Origin of the sequence: Streptomyces cucumeris (genome assembly GCF_024295805.1) — a bacterium.
In the GTDB taxonomy this organism is placed as follows: Bacteria; Actinomycetota; Actinomycetes; order Streptomycetales; family Streptomycetaceae; genus Streptomyces; species Streptomyces cucumeris.
Genome location: NZ_JANCLX010000003.1, coordinates 113,975 through 131,963 on the forward strand (window position 1 = coordinate 113,975; position 17,989 = coordinate 131,963).

The 17,989-nt window shown below is 73.9% G+C and carries 10 protein-coding genes and 1 pseudogene; all 11 read right to left on the reverse strand.

What is annotated here, in order from left to right; genetic code table 11:
* Positions 1 to 63 precede the first annotated feature (63 nt).
* Positions 64 to 9,069, reverse strand: a pseudogene (locus tag NMK44_RS05830) (amino acid adenylation domain-containing protein); the annotation flags it as partial.
* A 113-nt stretch (positions 9,070 to 9,182) separates the two neighbouring features.
* Positions 9,183 to 10,643 carry a UbiD family decarboxylase domain-containing protein gene (locus NMK44_RS05835; protein ID WP_254738973.1) on the reverse strand — a complete coding sequence of 487 codons (1,461 nt, stop codon included), beginning with the start codon at positions 10,641 to 10,643 and terminating at the stop codon, positions 9,183 to 9,185.
* Positions 10,640 to 11,371 carry a beta/alpha barrel domain-containing protein gene (locus NMK44_RS05840; RefSeq protein ID WP_254738975.1) on the reverse strand — a complete coding sequence of 244 codons (732 nt, stop codon included), beginning with the start codon at positions 11,369 to 11,371 and terminating at the stop codon, positions 10,640 to 10,642. Before NMK44_RS05840 ends, NMK44_RS05835 begins: the two co-directional genes overlap by 4 nt.
* On the reverse strand, positions 11,368 to 12,033 hold the full coding sequence (gene trpF, locus NMK44_RS05845; protein ID WP_254738977.1) for a phosphoribosylanthranilate isomerase: 666 nt from the start codon (positions 12,031 to 12,033) through the stop codon (positions 11,368 to 11,370). The genes NMK44_RS05840 and trpF overlap by 4 nt, the downstream gene beginning before the upstream one ends.
* A gap of 27 nt (positions 12,034 to 12,060) precedes the next feature.
* Positions 12,061 to 13,437: a TrpB-like pyridoxal phosphate-dependent enzyme gene (locus tag NMK44_RS05850; protein ID WP_254738979.1), complete on the reverse strand. Its 1,377-nt coding sequence runs from the start codon at positions 13,435 to 13,437 to the stop codon at positions 12,061 to 12,063.
* Positions 13,438 to 13,454: 17 nt separating this feature from the next.
* Positions 13,455 to 14,144 (reverse strand): transglutaminase-like domain-containing protein, encoded by a 690-nt coding sequence (locus NMK44_RS05855; RefSeq protein WP_254738981.1) that lies wholly within the window; start codon positions 14,142 to 14,144, stop codon positions 13,455 to 13,457.
* 38 nt (positions 14,145 to 14,182) lie between these two features.
* Positions 14,183 to 15,322, reverse strand: coding sequence for an acyl-CoA dehydrogenase family protein (locus NMK44_RS05860; RefSeq protein ID WP_254738983.1), 1,140 nt, complete (start codon positions 15,320 to 15,322; stop codon positions 14,183 to 14,185).
* Positions 15,323 to 15,363: 41 nt separating this feature from the next.
* On the reverse strand, positions 15,364 to 15,738 hold the full coding sequence (locus tag NMK44_RS05865) for an ectoine synthase (RefSeq protein WP_254738985.1): 375 nt from the start codon (positions 15,736 to 15,738) through the stop codon (positions 15,364 to 15,366).
* Positions 15,735 to 16,577 (reverse strand): tryptophan synthase subunit alpha, encoded by an 843-nt coding sequence (trpA, locus tag NMK44_RS05870; protein WP_254738987.1) that lies wholly within the window; start codon positions 16,575 to 16,577, stop codon positions 15,735 to 15,737. The genes NMK44_RS05865 and trpA overlap by 4 nt, the downstream gene beginning before the upstream one ends.
* Complete coding sequence (locus NMK44_RS05875; RefSeq protein ID WP_254738989.1) at positions 16,570 to 17,700, reverse strand: hypothetical protein; 1,131 nt, start codon at positions 17,698 to 17,700, stop codon at positions 16,570 to 16,572. Before NMK44_RS05875 ends, trpA begins: the two co-directional genes overlap by 8 nt.
* Positions 17,697 to 17,987 carry an acyl carrier protein gene (locus NMK44_RS05880; RefSeq protein WP_254738991.1) on the reverse strand — a complete coding sequence of 97 codons (291 nt, stop codon included), beginning with the start codon at positions 17,985 to 17,987 and terminating at the stop codon, positions 17,697 to 17,699. Before NMK44_RS05880 ends, NMK44_RS05875 begins: the two co-directional genes overlap by 4 nt.
* Positions 17,988 to 17,989 lie beyond the last annotated feature (2 nt).

Below are 17,989 nucleotides of genomic sequence, written 5' to 3' on the forward strand. Positions count from 1 at the left end.
GGTGGAGTGGCTGCGGGTGGGTGCCGGGGCCCGCGTGCGGGCGGGCCCCGGGCGGTGCGGAGCTCAGCCGTCGGTCAGCGCCTTGGCCAGGACCGGTCCGATCACGGCGAGCGCGTCCGGCTGGACCATGGCGCCGTGCGCACAGGGCACCGGGTGGTGCAGGACCCGGCCGGTGACATGGGCCGTCCAGGCGGTGTGGCGCGGTGTGTCCCCGTCCGCCGGATCGCGGTCGGCCGCGGTGAAGCAGAGCAGGTCCCCCTGGTGGACGCCGGGGGTGAACCCGGCGGCCAGGCGGGCGTTGTCGGTGAAGGTGGTGACGACGGCGGCGAGCCGCTCCTCGCCGAGGGCGGCCAGCGGGCTGAAGTCGGCCCGCAGCAGCCGCAGGACGCCCGCCGGGGTGAGTTCGGCCGGGTCGGCGGCATCGTCGGGGACTCGGTGGCCCAGCGATTCCAGTAGCTGGGTCAGGGTCTCGGGGCCGGACGGCGCGGTGCCGCCGGTCCCGTCGCCGACGGCGCTGTCGAGCAGCGCGAGCAGCGCCACCCGCTCCCCCGCCGCGCGCAGCAGGACGGCCATCTCATGGGCCACCGCGCCGCCGAAGGACCAGCCCAGCAGGTGGTAGGGGCCGTGCGGCTGGATCTCGCGGATCCGGGCCACGTAGTCCTCGGCCATCTCCGCCACATCGGCGGGGGCGGCCTCCGGGTCGGTCAGCCCGCGGGACTGGAGCCCGAACACCGGCCGCCCGGGCTCCACATGGCGCAGCAGCCCGGAGTACACCCAGCCGATGCCCGCGGCGGGGTGGACGCAGAACAGCGGCGGGAGGTCGCCCTGCGCCCGCAGCGGCAGCACCACGTCGAAGTCGTCGCGCGCGGCGCCCCCGGTGGACCGGTCCCCGAGGCGGCCGGCCAGTCCGGCGACCGTGGGAGTCTCGAACAGACCGCGGATGCCCAGTTCGGTGCCGAGCACCGACCGGATACGGCTGATCAGCCGGGTGGCGAGCAGGGAGTGGCCGCCCAGGGAGAAGAAGTTGTCGTCGATACCGACCCGGGGCAGCCCCAGCACCTCCGCGAACAGCTCGCACAGCAGCTCTTCGTGGACGGTGCGCGGACCGCGTTCGGACACCTGAACGTCCAGGGTGGGTTCCGGCAGCGCGTTGCGGTCCAGCTTGCCGCTGGGGGTGAGCGGCAGTTCGTCCAGGACGACCACGGCCGCGGGCACCATGTGCTCGGGGAGCGCCCCGGCCAGGAACGAACGGACCTCGGCGGCGGCCAGGGTGGCCCCGTCGCCGGGGACGGCGTAGCCGACCAGGAACCGGCTTCCGTCCTCGGCGGTGCGGGCCACGGTCACGGCGGAGTCGACGGCCGGGTGTTTGGCCAGTGCCGCGTCGATCTCGCCGAGTTCGACGCGGAAGCCGCGGATCTTCACCTGGTGGTCGACCCGGCCCAGGAACTCGAGCTGGCCGTCGTCCCGCCAGCGCGCCAGGTCGCCGGTGCGGTACATCCGCGTGCCGGGCGGGCCGTAGGGGCAGGCCACGAACCGCTCCGCGGTCAGCACCGCCCGGCCCCAGTAGCCGCGGGCCAGTCCGTCGCCCGCGATGTACAGCTCACCGGCCACCCCGGGCGGCACCGGCCGCAGCGCGCCGTCCAGGACATACACCCGCGCGTTCCACACCGGTCGTCCGATGGGCGGCGCGGTGCCGTCGGGGGTGAGCGGACTGCTCATCGTCGTCACCACGGTGGCCTCGGTGGGGCCGTAGACCTGCATGACACGGCGGCCGGGCGCCCAGCGCTCCACCAGTTCGGCGGAGAGCGCCTCACCGCCCACCACACAGCCGCGGAGGGTGGGCAGCGCGCCCTCGGGCAGCGAGGCGAGCATGGGTGCCACCAGGTCGGTGTGGGTGATGGCGCGGGTGCTGATGAGTTCGCCGAGTCCGTCGCCGAACACCGGCTGTCCCGGCTCGGGGACGACCAGGGCCGCGCCGCAGATCAGCGTCATGACGATATCGGCCATCGACACGTCGAAGGAGAGGGAGACCAGCAGCAGGAAGCGGCTGGTCTCGTCCAGGCCGAGCCGCTCGATGTGCACCCCGGCGACCGCGGCGATCCCGGTGTGGGTGACGACCACGCCCTTGGGCAGTCCGGTGGAGCCGGAGGTGTAGATGACGTACGCGGGGTGGGCGGGGCTCAGCGGGGCCCGCCGCTCGGCGTCGGCCGGATCGTGGACGGGCCGCGCCGCCAGGGCGTCGACGGTCGCCGGATCGTCCAGGACGAGAGTGGGGACCTCACCGGGGACCGTAGCGGCCACGGCAGCGGTGGTCAGGGCCAGCACCGGCCGGCCGTCGTGGACCATATGGGCGATGCGCTCGGCCGGGTAGGCGGGGTCCACCGGCAGATACGCCGCACCGGCCTTCACGGTGGCCAGGAGGGCCACGACCATCTCCACCGAACGGGGCACGACCAGGGCGACGAAGTCCTCGGGACCGACGCCGCGGGAGATGAGGTGGTGGGCGAGCCGGTTGGCCCGCTCGTTCAGCTCCCGGTAGCCGACGGTCTCGTCGGCGAAGACCACGGCGTCATGGCCGGGGGTCCGCCGCACCTGCTCCTCGAACAGCCGGGGCAGGGTACGGACCGGCAGCTCGCGCCCGGTGTCGTTCCAGGTGTGCAGGATCCGTGTCCGCTCCTCGTCGGGAAGCAGGGCGATCCGGCTGAGGGGCCGCGTCGGGTCCTCGGCGACGGCTCGCAGCACCCGCAGCAGATAGCCCGCGATACGGCGGGCCGTGCTCTCCTCGAAGAGTTCGGCGCTGTACTCCAGCACACCGCTGATGCCGTCGGGCGTGCCGTCGGCGGCGCGCCGCTCGGTGAGGTCCACCGCGAGGTCGAACCGCGCGGTGCCCAGATGCGGGATCTCGACGGCGCCGTCCAGACCGGGCAGGTCGAGCTCCGGGCGCAGACTGTCCTGGAAGGCCAGCAGCACCTGGAACAGGGGGTGGCGGGCGAGCGAACGGGCCGGGTTGAGCACCTCCACCAGCCGCTCGAACGGCAGGTCGGGGTGGCCGAAGGCGGCCAGGTCGCCTTCCCGCACCCGGGCGAGGAGTTCGGCGAAGGTGGGATCCCCCGAGGTGTCGGTTCGCAGCACCAGGGTGTTGGCGAAGAAACCGACCAGGCCGTCGAGGGCGGCGTCGGTGCGGGCGCCCACCGGGCTGCCGAGCGGGATGTCCTCGCCCGCGCCGAGCCGGGTGAGCACGGTGGCCAGGGCGGCCTGGAGCGCCATGAAGACGGTGGCGCCCTCGGCACGTGCCATCTCACCGAGCCGCCGGTGCAGGGCGGGTTCGATGTCCACCGGTACGGTGCCGCCGCGGTATCCGGCGATGGCGGGCCGGGGCCGGTCGGTGGGCAGGTTGAGCTGGTCGGGCAGACCGTCCAGGGCGGCCCGCCAGAAGGCGAGCTGGCGGGCGAGCCCGCTGTCGGGGTCGGTCTCGGTACCGAGGGTGCGGCGCTGCCAGAGCGCGTAGTCGGCGTAGGTGACGGGCAGCGGCTCCCAGCGGGGGGCCGTACCGGTGGTCCGGGCGGCGTAGGCGTGGGACAGGTCGCGGGTGAGCGGGGTGGTGGAGGGTCCGTCGGCGGCGATGTGGTGCAGCACCAGCAGCAGGACGTGTTCTTCCGGCGCCAGCTCCAGGAGGTGGGCGCGCAGCGGGAGTTCACGGGTCAGGTCGAAACCGCGCCGGGACAGCTCGCTGACGGTGTCGTCGACGGCGTCGCGCTCGCACCGGCGGTGCTCCAGGGGCGGTTCGGCCGCGGCACCGTCCAGGACCCGCTGCCGGGGCTCCCCCGCCACCTCCGGGAAGACCGAGCGCAGCGACTCCTGATGTGCGGTCAGATCGGCCAGGGCCGCGGTGAGGGCGGTCCGGTCCAGCGGCCCGTCGAGCCGGAGCACCAGCGGGATGTTGTAGAGGGCCCCGTCGTCCTCGAAGCGGTTGAGGAACCACAGGCGCTGCTGCTGGAACGAGAGCGGCACCGCGGCGGGGCGGTCGGCCGTCCGCGCCAGGGGTTCGCGCTCACCGCGCTCGCCGTCGAGGTGCTGGGCGAGGGCGGCGGGGGTGGTGGACTCGAAGAGGTGGCGGACCTTCAGCTCCCGCCCCAGGAGGGAACGGGCGCGGGTGATCAGCCGGATGGCGAGCAGGGAGTGGCCGCCGAGGGCGAAGAAGTCGTCCTCCGGGCCGACCGCGGGCAGGTTGAGGATGTCGGCGAAGAGCTCGCACAGCAGCGCTTCGCGGGGGTTGCGGGCGGCCCGGCTCCGGGCCCCGCCCTCGGCCGTGGCGGCGGGGGCGGGGAGGGCGGCACGGTCCAGCTTGCCGTTGGGTGTGAGCGGCAGCGCGTCCAGGACGACGATCGCGCCGGGGACCATGTACGCGGGCAGCCGCCGGGCGGCGGCCGTGCGCAAGCCCTCCGGGGCGAGGGGGCCCGCACCTGGCGCGGGCACCGCGTAGCCGGTCAGCCGGGGATCGCCGGGGGTGTCCTCGCGGACGACCACGGCGGCCGTGGCCACCTCGGGCAGATCGGCGAGAACGGCCTCGATCTCACCGAGTTCGATACGGAAGCCGCGGATCTTGACCTGGTGGTCGACCCGGCCCAGGAACTCCAGCCGGCCGTCGTCCCGCCAGCGCGCCAGGTCACCGGTGCGGTACATCCGCGCGCCGGGCGGACCGTAGGGGCAGGCCACGAACCGCTCCGCGGTGAGCGTGGGGCGGCCGCGGTAGCCGCGGGCCAGTCCGTCGCCCGCGATGTACAGCTCGCCGGCCACTCCGGGGGCCACCGGCCGCAGCGCGGTGTCCAGCACATACACCTGGGTGTTGCGCATCGGCCGGCCGATGGTGGGTGCGCCGTCCTCGCCGTCGAGCCCCGCCACCGTGGACCAGATGGTGGTCTCGGTGGGCCCGTAGAGGTTGGTGACGCTCCGGCAGTGGCGGCGCAGCCGCGCGGCGAGGGCCTCGGGGAGGGCCTCCCCGCCGGTCAGGGCGCGCAGCCCGGCCAGGGCCCGCGGGCGGTGGCCGGCCAGGGTCTGCCACAGCGAGGGCGTGGCCTGCATGAGGGTGGTGCCGCTGTCCTCCAGCAGGGCGCCGAGCGCTCCCGGGTCACGGACGGTGTCCTCGTCGGCGAGGACCACGGCAGCGCCGCCGAGCAGCGGCAGGTACATCTCCAGCGCCGCGATGTCGAAGGCGATGGTGGTGACGGCGGTCAGCCGGTCGCCGGGTCCGGGGTCGAACCGCTCCCCCATGGCGGCCAGGAAGTTCTCCAGGGCGCCGCGCGGTACGACCACGCCCTTGGGGCGGCCGGTGGAGCCCGAGGTGTAGATGACGTAGGCGGGCCGGTCGGCCGGGAGGTGCGCGGTGTCCGGGTCGGTGTCCGGATGTCCGGCGAGCACGTCCGCGGTCGCGGGCAGGTCGAGCAGGAGCCGGGGCACGGACTCCTCGCCGGGGAGCGCGGCCGTGGTGGCGGTGGTGGCCAGCGCCAGCGCGGGACGGGCGTCGTCGAGCATGTAGGCCACGCGGTCGGCGGGGTAGCCGGGGTCCAGCGGCAGATACGCGGCCCCGGACTTCAGCACCGCCAGCAGCGCGACCAGCAGGTCGGGGGTGCGGGGCAGGGCGATGGCCACGAAGTCCTCGGGGCCGACGCCCCGGGAGACGAGGTGGTGGGCGAGCCGGTTGGCGCGGGCGTTGAGCGTGGCGTAGTCGAGGGTGTCACTGCCCGCGAGGAGCGCGGGCGCGGCGGGGTTCCGGGCGGCGAGGGTCTGGAAGCGCTCGACGAACCCCTGGGCGGGCGGGGTATGGGCGGTGTCGTTCCAGCCGCGCAGGACCCGCTCCCGCTCGTCGTCGCCGAGGACGGCGAGCCGGGTCAGGGGGCGCCCGGGGTCGGCCGCGGCGTCGGTGAGCAGCCGGGCCAGCCGTTCGGTCAGCAGCTCGGCGGTGGTCCGCTCGAACAGCTCGGTGCTGTACTCCAGGACACCGCCGATCCCGGCCGGGCTGCCGTCGGCGCCGTACTCCTCCTCGAGGTAGAACGACAGGTCGAACTTGGCCACGGGCAGTGCCACCGGCTCGGTGGCCGCGGTCACGCCGGGCAGCCGCAGCCGGGGGCTCGGGCCGCCCTGGAGGGCCAGCAGCACCTGGAACAGGGGGTGCCGGGCCATCGAGCGGGCCGGGTTGAGCGCCTCGACCAGCCGCTCGAAGGGCACGTTCTGGTGGGCGTAGGCGGCCACGTCCCGCTCCCGCACCCGGGCGAGCAGTTCGCCGAAGGCCGGGTCGCCGGAGGTGTCGGTGCGCAGTACCAGGGTGTTGATGAAGAGTCCGGCCAGGCCCTCGGCCGCCTCGTCCTCACGTCCGGCCACCGGGGCGCCGAGCGGGATGTCCTCGCCCGCGCCGAGCCGGGTCAGCAGGGCGGCGAGGCCGGCCTGGAGGACCATGAACAGGGTGCAGTGGTGGCGCTGGGCGAGGGTGCGCAGGGCCTGGTGCAAGGTGGCGTCGAAGCGGACCGGGAGGCTGTGGCCGCGGTAGCCCAGCCGGGCGGGCCGGGGGTGGTCGGTGGCCAGGCCGACCTGGTCGGGCAGACCGGCCAGGGCCTCCTTCCAGAAGGCGAGTTCACGCGACTGGAGGCTGTCCGGATCGTCCTCGGCGCCCAGCAGCTCCCGCTGCCACAGCGCGTAGTCGGCGTACTGCACGGGCAGCGGGACCCAGTCGGGGGCGGCTGCGGCGGTCCGGGCGCGGTAGGCGCGGGCCAGGTCGTCCAGCAGGGGCTGATGCGACCAGCCGTCGTCGGCGATGTGGTGGAGCGTCAGCAGCAGGACATGCTCCTGCTCGGCCAGCCGGAACAGCCGTGCCCGCAGGGGCGGTTCGGCGGCCAGGTCGAAACCGCGTCCGGCCTCGTCGGTCAGCGCCCGGGACAGCTCGGCCGCGGGGACACCGGTGACCGGCAGCTCGGGCGCATGGCCGGGCAGGACGCTCTGATGGGGTTCCCCGTCGGCGGAGGGGAAGACGGTGCGCAGCGCCTCGTGGCGGTCGCAGACGTCGGCGAGTGCCCGCCGCAGGGCGTCGGTGTCCAGCGGTCCGGTGAGCCGCTGGGCCAGCGGGATGTGGTACGTGGCGGGCGGGATGTCGTCCATGCGGCTGAGGAACCACAGCCGCCGCTGCCCGTAGGACAGCGGGACGCGCTCCGGCCGCACCATCGGGAGCAGCGGCGGACGGTCCTCCTCGGTCCGGTCCGGGTCCTCCAGGCGCCGGGCCAGCGTCTCGGGGGTGGGGGCCTCGAACAGACCGCGGGCGCCGAGCACGGCGCCGGTCGCGGTCCGGATCCGCCCCACCAGCCGGGTGGCGAGCAGGGAGTGGCCGCCCAGGGCGAAGAAGTCCTCGTCGGCGCCGACCTCGTCGAGGCCCAGCACCTCGGCGAACAGCTCGCACAGCAGCGCTTCGCGGGGGCTTGCGGCCTTCCGGCCCACCGCCTCGGGGGCGCGGGTGCCGGACGGTGCGGGCAGGGCGGCCCGGTCCAGCTTGCCGTTGGGGGTGAGCGGGAAGGTGTCCAGGACGACGACGGCGGAGGGCACCATGTACTCGGGCAGCAGCCCGGCCAGCCGGGCGCGGACGGCGACCGGGTCGGCCGGTTCCCCGGGCTCGGGCACCAGGTAGCCGACGAGCCTGCGGTCGCCGGGGCGGTCCTCGCGGATGATCACGGTGGACTGGGAGATCCCCGGCAGGGTGGCGAACGCGGCCTCGATCTCGCCGAGTTCGATGCGTACGCCGCGGATCTTGACCTGGTGGTCCACCCGTCCGACGTACTCGATCGCACCGCTCTCGCGGCGCCTGGCCAGGTCCCCGGTGCGGTACATCCGGGAGCCGGGCGGACCGCCGGGGTCGGCCACGAAGCGCTCGGAGGTGAGGGCGGGGCGGCCCAGATAGCCGCGGGCGAGCTGGACGCCCGCGAGGTACAGCTCACCGGTCTCGCCGGGGGCCACCTCCCTGAGGTCCGGGCCGAGGACATGGACCCGGGTGTTCCACACCGGGTACCCGATGGGCACGGTGTGCGCGCCGGGTTCGGCGACGCACTCCCAGTAGGTGACGTCCACGGACGCCTCGGTGGGCCCGTACAGGTTGTGCAGCGAGGCGGTGGCGCCCAGGGTGGTGCGGAACCGCTCGGCCAGGTCGGCCGGGAGCGCCTCACCGCTGCAGATGACATTGCGCAGGGACGGGCAGCGCGCGGCGGCCGGCTCCTCCAGGAAGAGCTGGAGCATGGAGGGGACGAAGTGGATGGTGGTGATCCGCTCGCGGCGGATCACCTCGGCGAGGTACCCCGGGTCGCGGTGCCCCTCGGGCCGGGCCATCACCAGGGCGGCGCCGAAGGACAGCGGCCAGAAGAACTCCCAGACGGAGACGTCGAATCCGGAGGGCGTCTTCTGCAGGACGCGGTCCTCGGCGTCCAGGCGGTACTCCGCCTGCATCCACTGAAGGCGGTTGACGATCCCCTCATGGGGCACGACCACGCCCTTGGGGCGTCCGGTGGAGCCGGAGGTGTAGATGACATACGCCGCGTCATGGCCGGTCAGCGGACGGGCCGGTACGACGGGGCCACCGGTGGAGGCGGCGAGGCGCTCCCGGGTCTCCGGGGCGTCGAGCACCACGGTCTCCAGCCCCTCGGGGCGGGCGCCGGACGGCAGCACGGCCTCGGCGGCGGTGTGGCTGAGGACGAGCGCGGGTGCGGAGTCCCGCAGCAGATAGGTGATGCGGTCGGCCGGGTAGTCGGGGTCGACGGGGAGGTAGGCGGCCCCGGCCCGGACCACCGCCATCAGCGCGGTGATCAGCTCGATCGAGCGGGGCACGGTGATCGCGACGACGGTCTCCGGGCCGACGCCGTGGTCGATGAGCAGCCGGGCCAGCCGGTCCACCCGCTCGTCGAGCTCGGCATAGCTGAGACGGTGGTCCTCGTGGATCAGTGCGACCCGGTCCGGTGTGCGTGCCACCTGCGCGGCGAACAGCTCCGGCAGGGTCCTGTCCGTGCCGGGCAGCGGCACGGCAGTGTCATTCCAATTCACCTCAATGCCCTTCCAGAGCCTGCGAATCCGAAAAATCTAACGACGGGTGATGTGTGGTCCCCCGGCCCGGCCGTGCCCGCTACCGGCAATGGCCGGTAGCGGCCAGCGGACGGTCACGGGACGAAGCTGCGCGCGGTGCGGGCGCGCAGCGCGTAGGGGGTCGTGGCGTCCACGGACACCCGGCCCGGGGGCCGTTCGGTGCCGTGGCGGGCCGCGGCCCACTCCGGAGTCTGGGACGGGTCCATGGGCACCGGCCGGAACTGCGGCCAGGCCCTGGTGTCGGCACCGAGGTTGCAGCGGGTCAGCAGGGCCCACAGCATGTCCTCGGCGCATCCGATGGCGATGTCGTCGTCGGTGAAGACCACGGTCTTCACGAACGGGTGGCGGTCCAGCAGTTCGCGGGCGAGCACGTCAAGGGCGCGGTCACCGTCGGCCGACTCCTTCGTCACGGCGACGGTCAGCAGCAGCATGCCGCCGCCCGCCGCGGCCAGGTGCATGTCCCGCACCCGTACGCCCGCCGCGCGCGGCAGCACCGCACGCAGCGACAGCGCGGCCGAGAGCGCCCCGGCCGTGCCCAGGATGTGCGACTGCTCGCGGCCCGGCCCGATCACCGCCTGGTACAGCGGTGCGGTCCGGTGGGTGACGGCGGTGACGGTCAGCACCGGCAGTCCGGTGCGCGCGCCGCCGTCGTAGCCCAGGAACTCGGGGAGGGATCCGGCGGGTCCGGCCCCCGGCAGCGCCTCGTCCGCGAGCGAACCGTCCAGGTACCCCTCCAGGACGATCTCGGCCTCCGCGAGTGCCGGGACGGGCTGGGTGAGGGCGGGTGCCGTGGTGACCGGCTGCCCGGCGAGCGCACCGGCGACGGCCAGCTTGTCCAGACCGCCGGGCAGGAAGCGGGAGCCGAGCGCGGAGGCCACCATCGCGGCGGGCGGCACCCCGATGTTCACGGTGACCGGCAGCCGCCGGCCGTCCTTGACCGCCCGCTCGTACAACGCCCCGAGCTGACGCCCCGGCACCATCCAGACGGTGAGCCGGGTGCGGTCCAGGACCAGCATCCGGTGGGCGGACAGCGCGGTCTCGCCCGTCTCCGGGTCCTCGGCACGCACCAGCGCGGCGGTCAGGTACGGGCCCGCGTCGCGCGGGGTGCAGGTGAGCACCGGAAGGGACGTCAGGTCCAGTGCGTCACCGGTGATCCGGTGCTCCTGGCAGCCGGGGCCGGTCACCGTCACCGGCGCGGCCCGCGGTCCGGTGGCCTCGGCCACCAGCCGGTCCGCGGTGTCCGGGGCGGTATGCGCGGGCAGCCCGGGCAGCCAGCGGCGCAGCCGCCGCTCGTCCCCGTACAGCCCCAGCAGGACCGGGCCGCCGCGCACCCCCGTGTAGAGCACGGCCGGTTCGTCGCGGGACAGACCGGTGGCGGGGACCCCCGCGTAGGTCCGGGCGTAGTGGTCCGCCACCCGGGTGGGGGCGGTCGGTCCTTCGTGCGCGGGGACGGCGCCGGGGTGCTCCGCGGACAGCTCGGCCAGTGCCGCCCGCAGGGACAGTCCCGGTCCCGGTACCGCCGTCACCCCGCTCACCAGGTGTCCCCCCGTCCGCGCTCCAGAGCGGCGAACCAGCCCGGGAGGTCGTCGTGGAGCAGCAGCCCGGTGCCCACCAGCAGCGCCCGGTAGCCCGCGGTGAGCAGTCCGGCCGCCTGCCCGGGGGTGTGGATACCGCTGGCACTGGCCGGCACCGGGGTGCCGGTGGCCAGGACGGCGGGCAGCAGGGCGTGGCTGCGGCCGGGGTCGCCGGGATCGCGCTCCCGCTGCCGGATGTCCTTGTTGTTGACGGCGATGACGCACCGGTCGGCGTGGACGACCCGGGACAGCTCCTCCTCGGAGGTCACCTCGACGAACGGGGTCAGCCCCAGGGACAGCGCGCTCTCGGTGAGCCGGGGCAGGACGGTCCGCGGCAGCAGGCCCGCGGTGAGCAGGACGGCGGACGCGCCGTCGGCGGCCGCCCCGGCGAGCTGGCGCTCCTTGGTGAGGAAGTCCTTGACCAGCACCGGCAGCCGGGTGGCCGCCGTCACCTGGGCCAGCAGTGCGGGGTCACCGCCGAACCAGGCACCGGTGACCACCGAGAGCGCCGGTGCGCCCAACGCCTCGTAGATCTCGACCAGTTGCTCCACCGTACGGCCCCGGAACAGATCGGCGCCGTGGGCGCTGCGCCGCTTCAACTCCATGATCACCGGGGTGCGCGCGCCGAACAGCGCGTCGGCGAAGGGCGCCGGGCCGGTGCCGGGCACCGGGGCCGGGGCGGCGGTCATGACGCGCACCGCACGGTCTCGCGCCGCAGGCGCCAAGCGGCCGACAGGGCGTCGACCCGGCTCAGCCGCAGGGTGCCGTCCCCGCCGCGCAGCGCGCTGTCCACGTCCAGACCGCGGAACCCGCTGTGCCCCAGCAGTGCGTCATAGCGCTCGGCGCCGTCCGCGCTGATGCCCCCGGCCAGCAGGAACGGCAGCTCGGCACGGTCCAGGACCCGAGCGGCGGCGCCGGGGTCCAGCGGGGTGCCGGTGCTGCCGACCCGGCCGTCGTCGCCCACCGAGTCGAAGAGGAAGAGATCGGCCCCCGCCCGCCGGTAGGCATCGGCGAACGGTTCCTCGACGGCCTTCCCCTCCCGTACGTGGACCACCTTGACCAGGGTGACGTCCGGCAGCGCCGCCCGGATCCGCCGCACCCCGGCCGGGGCCGGGTAGCCGTGCAACTGGACCCAGCGGACGCCGGAGGCGTCGACCGCCTCCCGCAGCCGCACGGGGTCGTCGAGCAGGGTGACCAGCACCGGTTCCACGGCCATCGCACGGGCGGCGGCCGCCAGTTGGGCGAACCGCTCCAGCGACAGGTCCCAGCGTCCGCCGGGCACGCCGTACCAGAGCCCGGCCAGTTCCACGGGGAAGCAGGACATCCGCCGTAGCTGGTGGACATCGGTCACCCCACACACCTTCAGCAGCACGGCGCCTCAGTTCTCCTGTCCGGCGGAGCCGGGGACGTCCGGGAGGGCGGCCAGCGAACGCGCCACCCCGTCGGGGTCGAACGCCTCGTCGCTCAGCTCACCCGCGAGGTACTTCTCGTACGAGGCCAGATCGAAGTGGCCGTGTCCGGACAGACCGAACAGGATCACCCGCGGCCTGCCCTCCTCACGGCAGCGCACGGCCTCGTCGATGACGACGCGCACGGCGTGGGTGGACTCCGGCGCCGGAACGATGCCCTCACTGCGCGCGAAGGCCAGCCCGGCCTCGAAGCAGCGGGTCTGCGGCACCGCGCGCGCCTCCATCAGCCCCTCCGACAGCGCCTGGCTGACGAGCGGGGAGATGCCGTGGTAGCGCAGCCCGCCCGCGTGGATGGACGGCGGGACGAAGGCGTGGCCGAGGGTGTGCATCCGCATCAGCGGGGTGAGCCCGCTGGCGTCCCCGAAGTCGTAGGCCACCGTGCCACGGGTCAGCGAGGGGCAGGCCTCCGGCTCCGCGGCGATCACCTGGACGGAGTCACCGCCGCGCAACTGGGCGCCGAGGAAGGGGAAGACCAGTCCGCCGAGGTTGCTGCCGCCGCCCGCGCAGCCGACGATCAGATCGGGGTAGTCGTCGGCCATGTCGAGCTGGGTCATGGCCTCCTGTCCGATCAGGGTCTGGTGCAGTACGACGTTGTTGAGCACGCTGCCGCCCGCGTAGTTGGTGTGCGGGTCGTTCATGGCCAGCTCCAGCGCCTCGGAGGTGGCGATGCCCAGGCTCCCCGGGCAGTCCGGGTCGTCGTCGAGGATCCGGCTGCCGACGTCGGTGGCGCGGGAGGGGCTGGGCAGACAGGTGGCGCCGTAGGCGTGCATCAGGGCGCGGCGCTGGGGCTTCTGGTGGTAGCTGACGCGCACCATGTGCACCTGGACGTCGAGCCCGAACAGCGCACCGGCGAAGGCGAGGGCCGAACCCCACTGCCCGGCGCCGGTCTCGGTGGTCAGCCGCCGGATGCCCGCCTGCTGGTTGTAGAAGCACTGCGGGATGGCGGTGTTGGGCTTGTGGCTGCCGGCCGGGCTGCCGCCCTCGTACTTGTAGTAGATCCGCGCGGGGGTGCCCAGGGCGCGCTCCAGCCGGCGGGCGCGGAACAGCGGCGAGGGCCGCCACTGGGCGTAGAGCTGCCGGACCGGGTCCGGGATCTCTATCTCGCGGGTGGTGGACAGCTCCTGCTCGGCGATCTCCTTGGGCATGATGCCGGTCAGGTCGTCGACCGAGGCGGGGGCGCCGGTGCCGGGGTGCAGCGCCGGTGCGAGCCGGGGCAGATCGGCGGCGATGTTGTACCAGGTCCGGGGGATCTGGACGTCGCTGAGCTGGTACTTGACGGATTCCACTGCGGCTTTCCTCTCGGTCAGTGGGTGGGGAGCGCGGCGGTGCCGGCCGCGTCGGCTTCCAGCGAGCCGGCGACGAACCGGTCGCCGCCTCCGGCCACGAAGAGGCCCGGGTGCTTCAGGCGGAGCCCGGCCAGCACCTCGTCGTAGGGGAGGTCGTCGAACTCGCCGTGCTCCCGGAGGAGTTCCATGTGGTGTTCGCCGGACTCGTCATAGGGGTGGTAGACGCTGTCGGCGGTCCCGTCGAACTCCATGGGCTCGATGCGGTAGAGGCGGCACAGCAGGCGGTTGAAGACCGGGGTGGCGCGCAGCCACCGGTCCAGTCGCAGTGAGGTGAACGCGTGGTAGTGGAAGACGTCGCCCCCGACACGGGCGCGCACTGCCTCCGAGGACAGGTGATTGCGGACGTCGGCGAGCACCAGCCGGGCGGGGATGCCCACCGAGCGCAGCGCGGACACGTAGAGCACCGACTTGTGGATGCACAGCCCCTTGCCGGAGCGGACCACCTGGGAGGCGGTCAGCCCGGTACGGGTGAGGTCGGCGCCGTAGATCTCGTAGCGGATCCGGTCGCGTACGGCGTAGTAGAGCGCCACCGCGCGTTCCCGGTCGTCGGTGCCGGTGTCGCGCAGGGCCCGCTGGACGAACTCCGTCACCTCGGGGGCGTCATGGTCCAGGAAGGCGGTACGGGCGAGTGCGGGGTCGGTCTCCATGGGGCCTCGTCGTCTCGGTGGGTGGTCGGGCGGCGGGCTCACAGGCCCATGGTGGCGGCGACGCGGGAGGACTGGATCTCGGAGGTGCCCGAGTAGATGGTCCCGGCCACCGCGTTGCGCAGCTCCTGCTCCAGGCCGTACTCCGCGGTGTAGCCGTTGCCGCCGAAGATCTGGACGGCGCTCAGCGCGGAGGCCACGTTGGCCTCGCTGACCACGCGTTTGGCCATGGCCAGGTCAGCGGTGATGTTCTGGCCCCTGGTGTGCTTCTCGGCGGTGTCGTAGAGCCACTTGTGGGCGCTCTCCACACCGATCCGCATATCGACGATGCGGTGCGAGACGGCCTGGAAGTCGCCGATCGGCCGGCCGAAGGCGCGGCGCTCCTTGGCGTAGGCCACACAGCGCTCCAGGCGCCGCCGCATCTCGCCCAGGGTCACGGCGAAGGAGCACAGGATCTCCCAGCGCATGACGTGGTCGAGGATCAGGAAGCCGCTGCCCTCCCGGCCGATCAGGGCGTCGGCCGGGACCCGGCAGTCGTCGAAGAAAAGTTCGCAGAACGGCGAGGACTTCAGCCCCATCTTGGCGATGGGGTTGCCGAAGACCAGCCCGGGGGTGTCGCGCCGGAGCAGGAAGGCGCTGACCCCCAGCGGCCCGGCGGTGGCGTCGGTGCGGGCGTAGACCACGACCAGACCGGCCACCGGGCCGTTGCTGACGAACGTCTTGGAACCGCGCAGCACATAGCTGTCGCCGTCGCGGGTCGCGGTGGTCCGCATGCTCATCGCGTCGGACCCGGCGTCCGGTTCGCTGATGGCGTGCGCGCCGATCAGCGAACCGTCGCACACCGCCGGCAGGTAGCGCCGTTTGAGGGTGGCGGATCCGAAGCGCTGGAGCGGCACTCCGGTGCTGACCATATGGGTGGTGACCGAGAAGTTCAGCCCGCCGTTGCGGCAGCCGTACCCGAGGCCGTCGAGTACGTACATGGTGGTCAGGAGCGACTGGCCGAGCCCGCCCCACTCCTCGCCGAACGGCAGCCGCAGGAGCCCGCTGTCCCGTACGGCCTCCCAGGGGCCGCGCGGGAACTCGGCCGCGGCGTCGTAAGCGTCGTGTTCGGCGGCGAACTTCTCGAACCAGGGGGTGAGTCCGTCGCGCAACCGCGTCTGCTCATCGGACCATTCGATCACTGGGGCTCCCGCGTCTTCTCGTCGTCTGCCGGTCCGGTGTCTCAGTAGTGGGAGGAACCGGCGTCGCTCAGCGAGTGCTTCTCGTCGCCGCGCAGCGCCGGGGAGAAGACACAGACCAGCCGCAGGTCCTCGTCGGGGTGGGCGATCAGCCAGTGCGCATCGTGCTCGTCCAGCGCGTAGAGGGTGCCGGGGCTGACGGGGTGGCTGTCCCCGGCCATGTCCACGACCTCACCGCTGCCGGATATGCAGTAGCAGGCCTCCAGGTGGTGCTTGTACTCCAGCAGGGACTTGCTCCCGGCCGTCACGACGGTGTCGGTGACCGTGTAGCCCAGGCCGTCCGAGGCCAGCAGGAAACGACGGCTCAGGCCGTTGCCCCATTCGACGGACGGCACCTCCGCGAGCTGACGGATGATCATGGGTTCCTCCCGTTGGACGTGTCCGAGGTACTGATGAGCAGGTCCGCGACGCAGGCGCGGGCCTCGGCGACCGGATCCTCACCGGCCAGCAGGGCTGCCTCCAGCCGGGCGACCAGGGCGGTGCCGACGACGGCGGCGTCCGCCCCCGCCCGGCCCAGCGCCGCGACATCACCGGCGGTACGGACGCCGAAGCCCACCGCGAGCGGTGCGTCGGTCAGCTTCCGGAGCCGGGTCAGGACCGGTTCCAGGGACACCGGTTCGACCGGTGTGGCGCCCGTGCGCCCGTAGTGGGCGACGAGGTAGAGATAGGCCGACGCGGTGCGGGCGGCCTCGTCCAGCACGGCCGGTTCGGACCGGGCGTAGCAGGTCGTCACCATCGGCTGGCCGATGTGGTGGGCGGCCTCCAGGCACCGGGGCCGGGCGCGGGGCGGCGCCCCGTGCACGAGCACCGCGTCGGCGCCGCTGTCCCGGGCCCGCCGCATGAACTCCGGCGGGCCGAGCGGGGCCACGGTGTGCCGCCAGTCGGCGAGCAGGGCCACCGCGGTGTGCCGCATCCGCGGACGGACCCCGGCCAGCAGCCGCAGGGTCGCCGCCAGATCGACACCGCGGTCCAGGGCCCGCTCCGCGGAACGCCGGATCACCGGTCCGTCGGTGATCGAGTCCGGGAACGGCACGGCCAGTTCCACACAGTCCACCCCGGCGTCGTCCAGGGCGAGCAGCAGATCGGCGAAGACCTCGGGCGGGCCCGGGTCCCCGGCGTTGAGGAACAGTGCCAGTCCGGGGTCATGTGGTCCGCGGCCGGGGAAGAACGGACGGGTGGGCGGGGTGGCTTCAGCCATGGCCGGTCGCCCCCGTCCCGGACCCCGCGCGGGGCGCGGTCAGCCGCTCGACGAGACCGAGCGCGGTGCCCTCGGCGAGCGCGTCCCGCGCGTCGGCCAGGGCCGTCGCCCAGTCGGGCCGGGCGCCGCCGAGGACGGCGGCCGCGGCCGCGTTGAGGGCGATGGTGGACAGCGCGGCCTCCGGCCCCCGGCCGCCGAGGAGTTCCTTCAGCAGGACCTCGGGGGGCGGCCCTCCGGGTACGGGGGCCAGATCGGCGAGGGTGCCCCGGGCGGGGTGCAGCGCGGGCAGGGTGCCCGGGCCGACGCGCTGCGCGGTGGTGTTGTGCGAGGGGACGGTGGTGTCGGTGACGCCGGTGTGGTCGGTGGTAGCGGTGGTTCCGGTGAGGACGGTGTTGTCGGTGAAGCTGACCAGTTCGTCCACGCCGAGGTCGTTGGAGAGCAGCCACAGCCGGTGGCCGGGGCGGGTGCGCAGCGCGGTGAGACGGGTGAACACGGTGTGGACGTGCGGGTCCGAGACCCCGGTGAGCTGTGTGGTCACCGGGACGCGGGCCAGCAGCGGCCCCAGGGTGTTGACGGCCCGGCCGACCTGCTTCAGGCCGTACGGCAGGATGCGCCGGGCGAGCGTGGTGAGTTCGGGCGGGTAGACGAATCCGCCCGCGAACGCGATGCCATGGCGGTCCAGGGCGTCCTCGCACTGCGCGTAGGACGTGGTGAGCGGGATGCCCAGCCGCTCCAGGACGTCGACCGATCCGGTGCGGCCCGAGTAGCCGCGGGAGCCGGTCTTGACGATCCGTACGCCGAGGGTGGCGGCGAGCAGGGCGGCGGCGGTGCTCAGATTGACGGTGGGCGGACCGCCGCCGGTCCCGACCAGGTTGACCGTGCCCGGCCAGTCGGCCGGAACCGGTCCGCCGCCGCGCGGACCGTCCTCGCGCCGCTCGTCGAGCGAGGTGAGGAAGGCGTCCAGGGTCTCGGCGCCGGGCAGCAGCGTGGACATCGCGGTCAGCGTGGCCAGGGCCTCGCCGGGCGGGCCGTCACCGGAGCGCAGCCGGTCCCAGAACGCGGTCCACAGATGGACCGGGACCGGGCGGTCGCGGGCGATGAGGGCGGGGAGCAGGTCGTTCACGGCTGGTGTGCCCCCGTGGCGGCGGTCTCCGCCGAACCCGCCGCCCCCGCGGCCGCGTCGCAGAACGCGTCGATCGCGGCCACGGAACGGAAGTTGTCGGGCGCGACGTCGAGCACGTCCACGTCCAGTCCGTAGGTGTCCTCCAGCCAGCTCACCAGGGTGAGCAGACCCAGGCTGTCGATGACGCCGCCGGCCAGCAGGTCGTAGTCGTCCGCGAGTTCCTCGGGCTGGATCTCGAGCGAGAACTGCTCGATCAGGTACTTCTTGATCTGCGTGGTGCGGGCCATGG

Bases quoted from the DNA above. Each gene is read 5' to 3' on its own strand.
- NMK44_RS05880 (WP_254738991.1), bottom strand. From the start codon at position 17,987: ATGGCCCGCACCACGCAGATCAAGAAGTACCTGATCGAGCAGTTCTCG.
- trpA (WP_254738987.1), bottom strand. From the start codon at position 16,577: ATGGCTGAAGCCACCCCGCCCACCCGTCCGTTCTTCCCCGGCCGCGGA.
- NMK44_RS05840 (WP_254738975.1), bottom strand. From the start codon at position 11,371: ATGACCGCCGCCCCGGCCCCGGTGCCCGGCACCGGCCCGGCGCCCTTC.
- NMK44_RS05855 (WP_254738981.1), bottom strand. From the start codon at position 14,144: ATGGAGACCGACCCCGCACTCGCCCGTACCGCCTTCCTGGACCATGAC.
- NMK44_RS05865 (WP_254738985.1), bottom strand. From the start codon at position 15,738: ATGATCATCCGTCAGCTCGCGGAGGTGCCGTCCGTCGAATGGGGCAAC.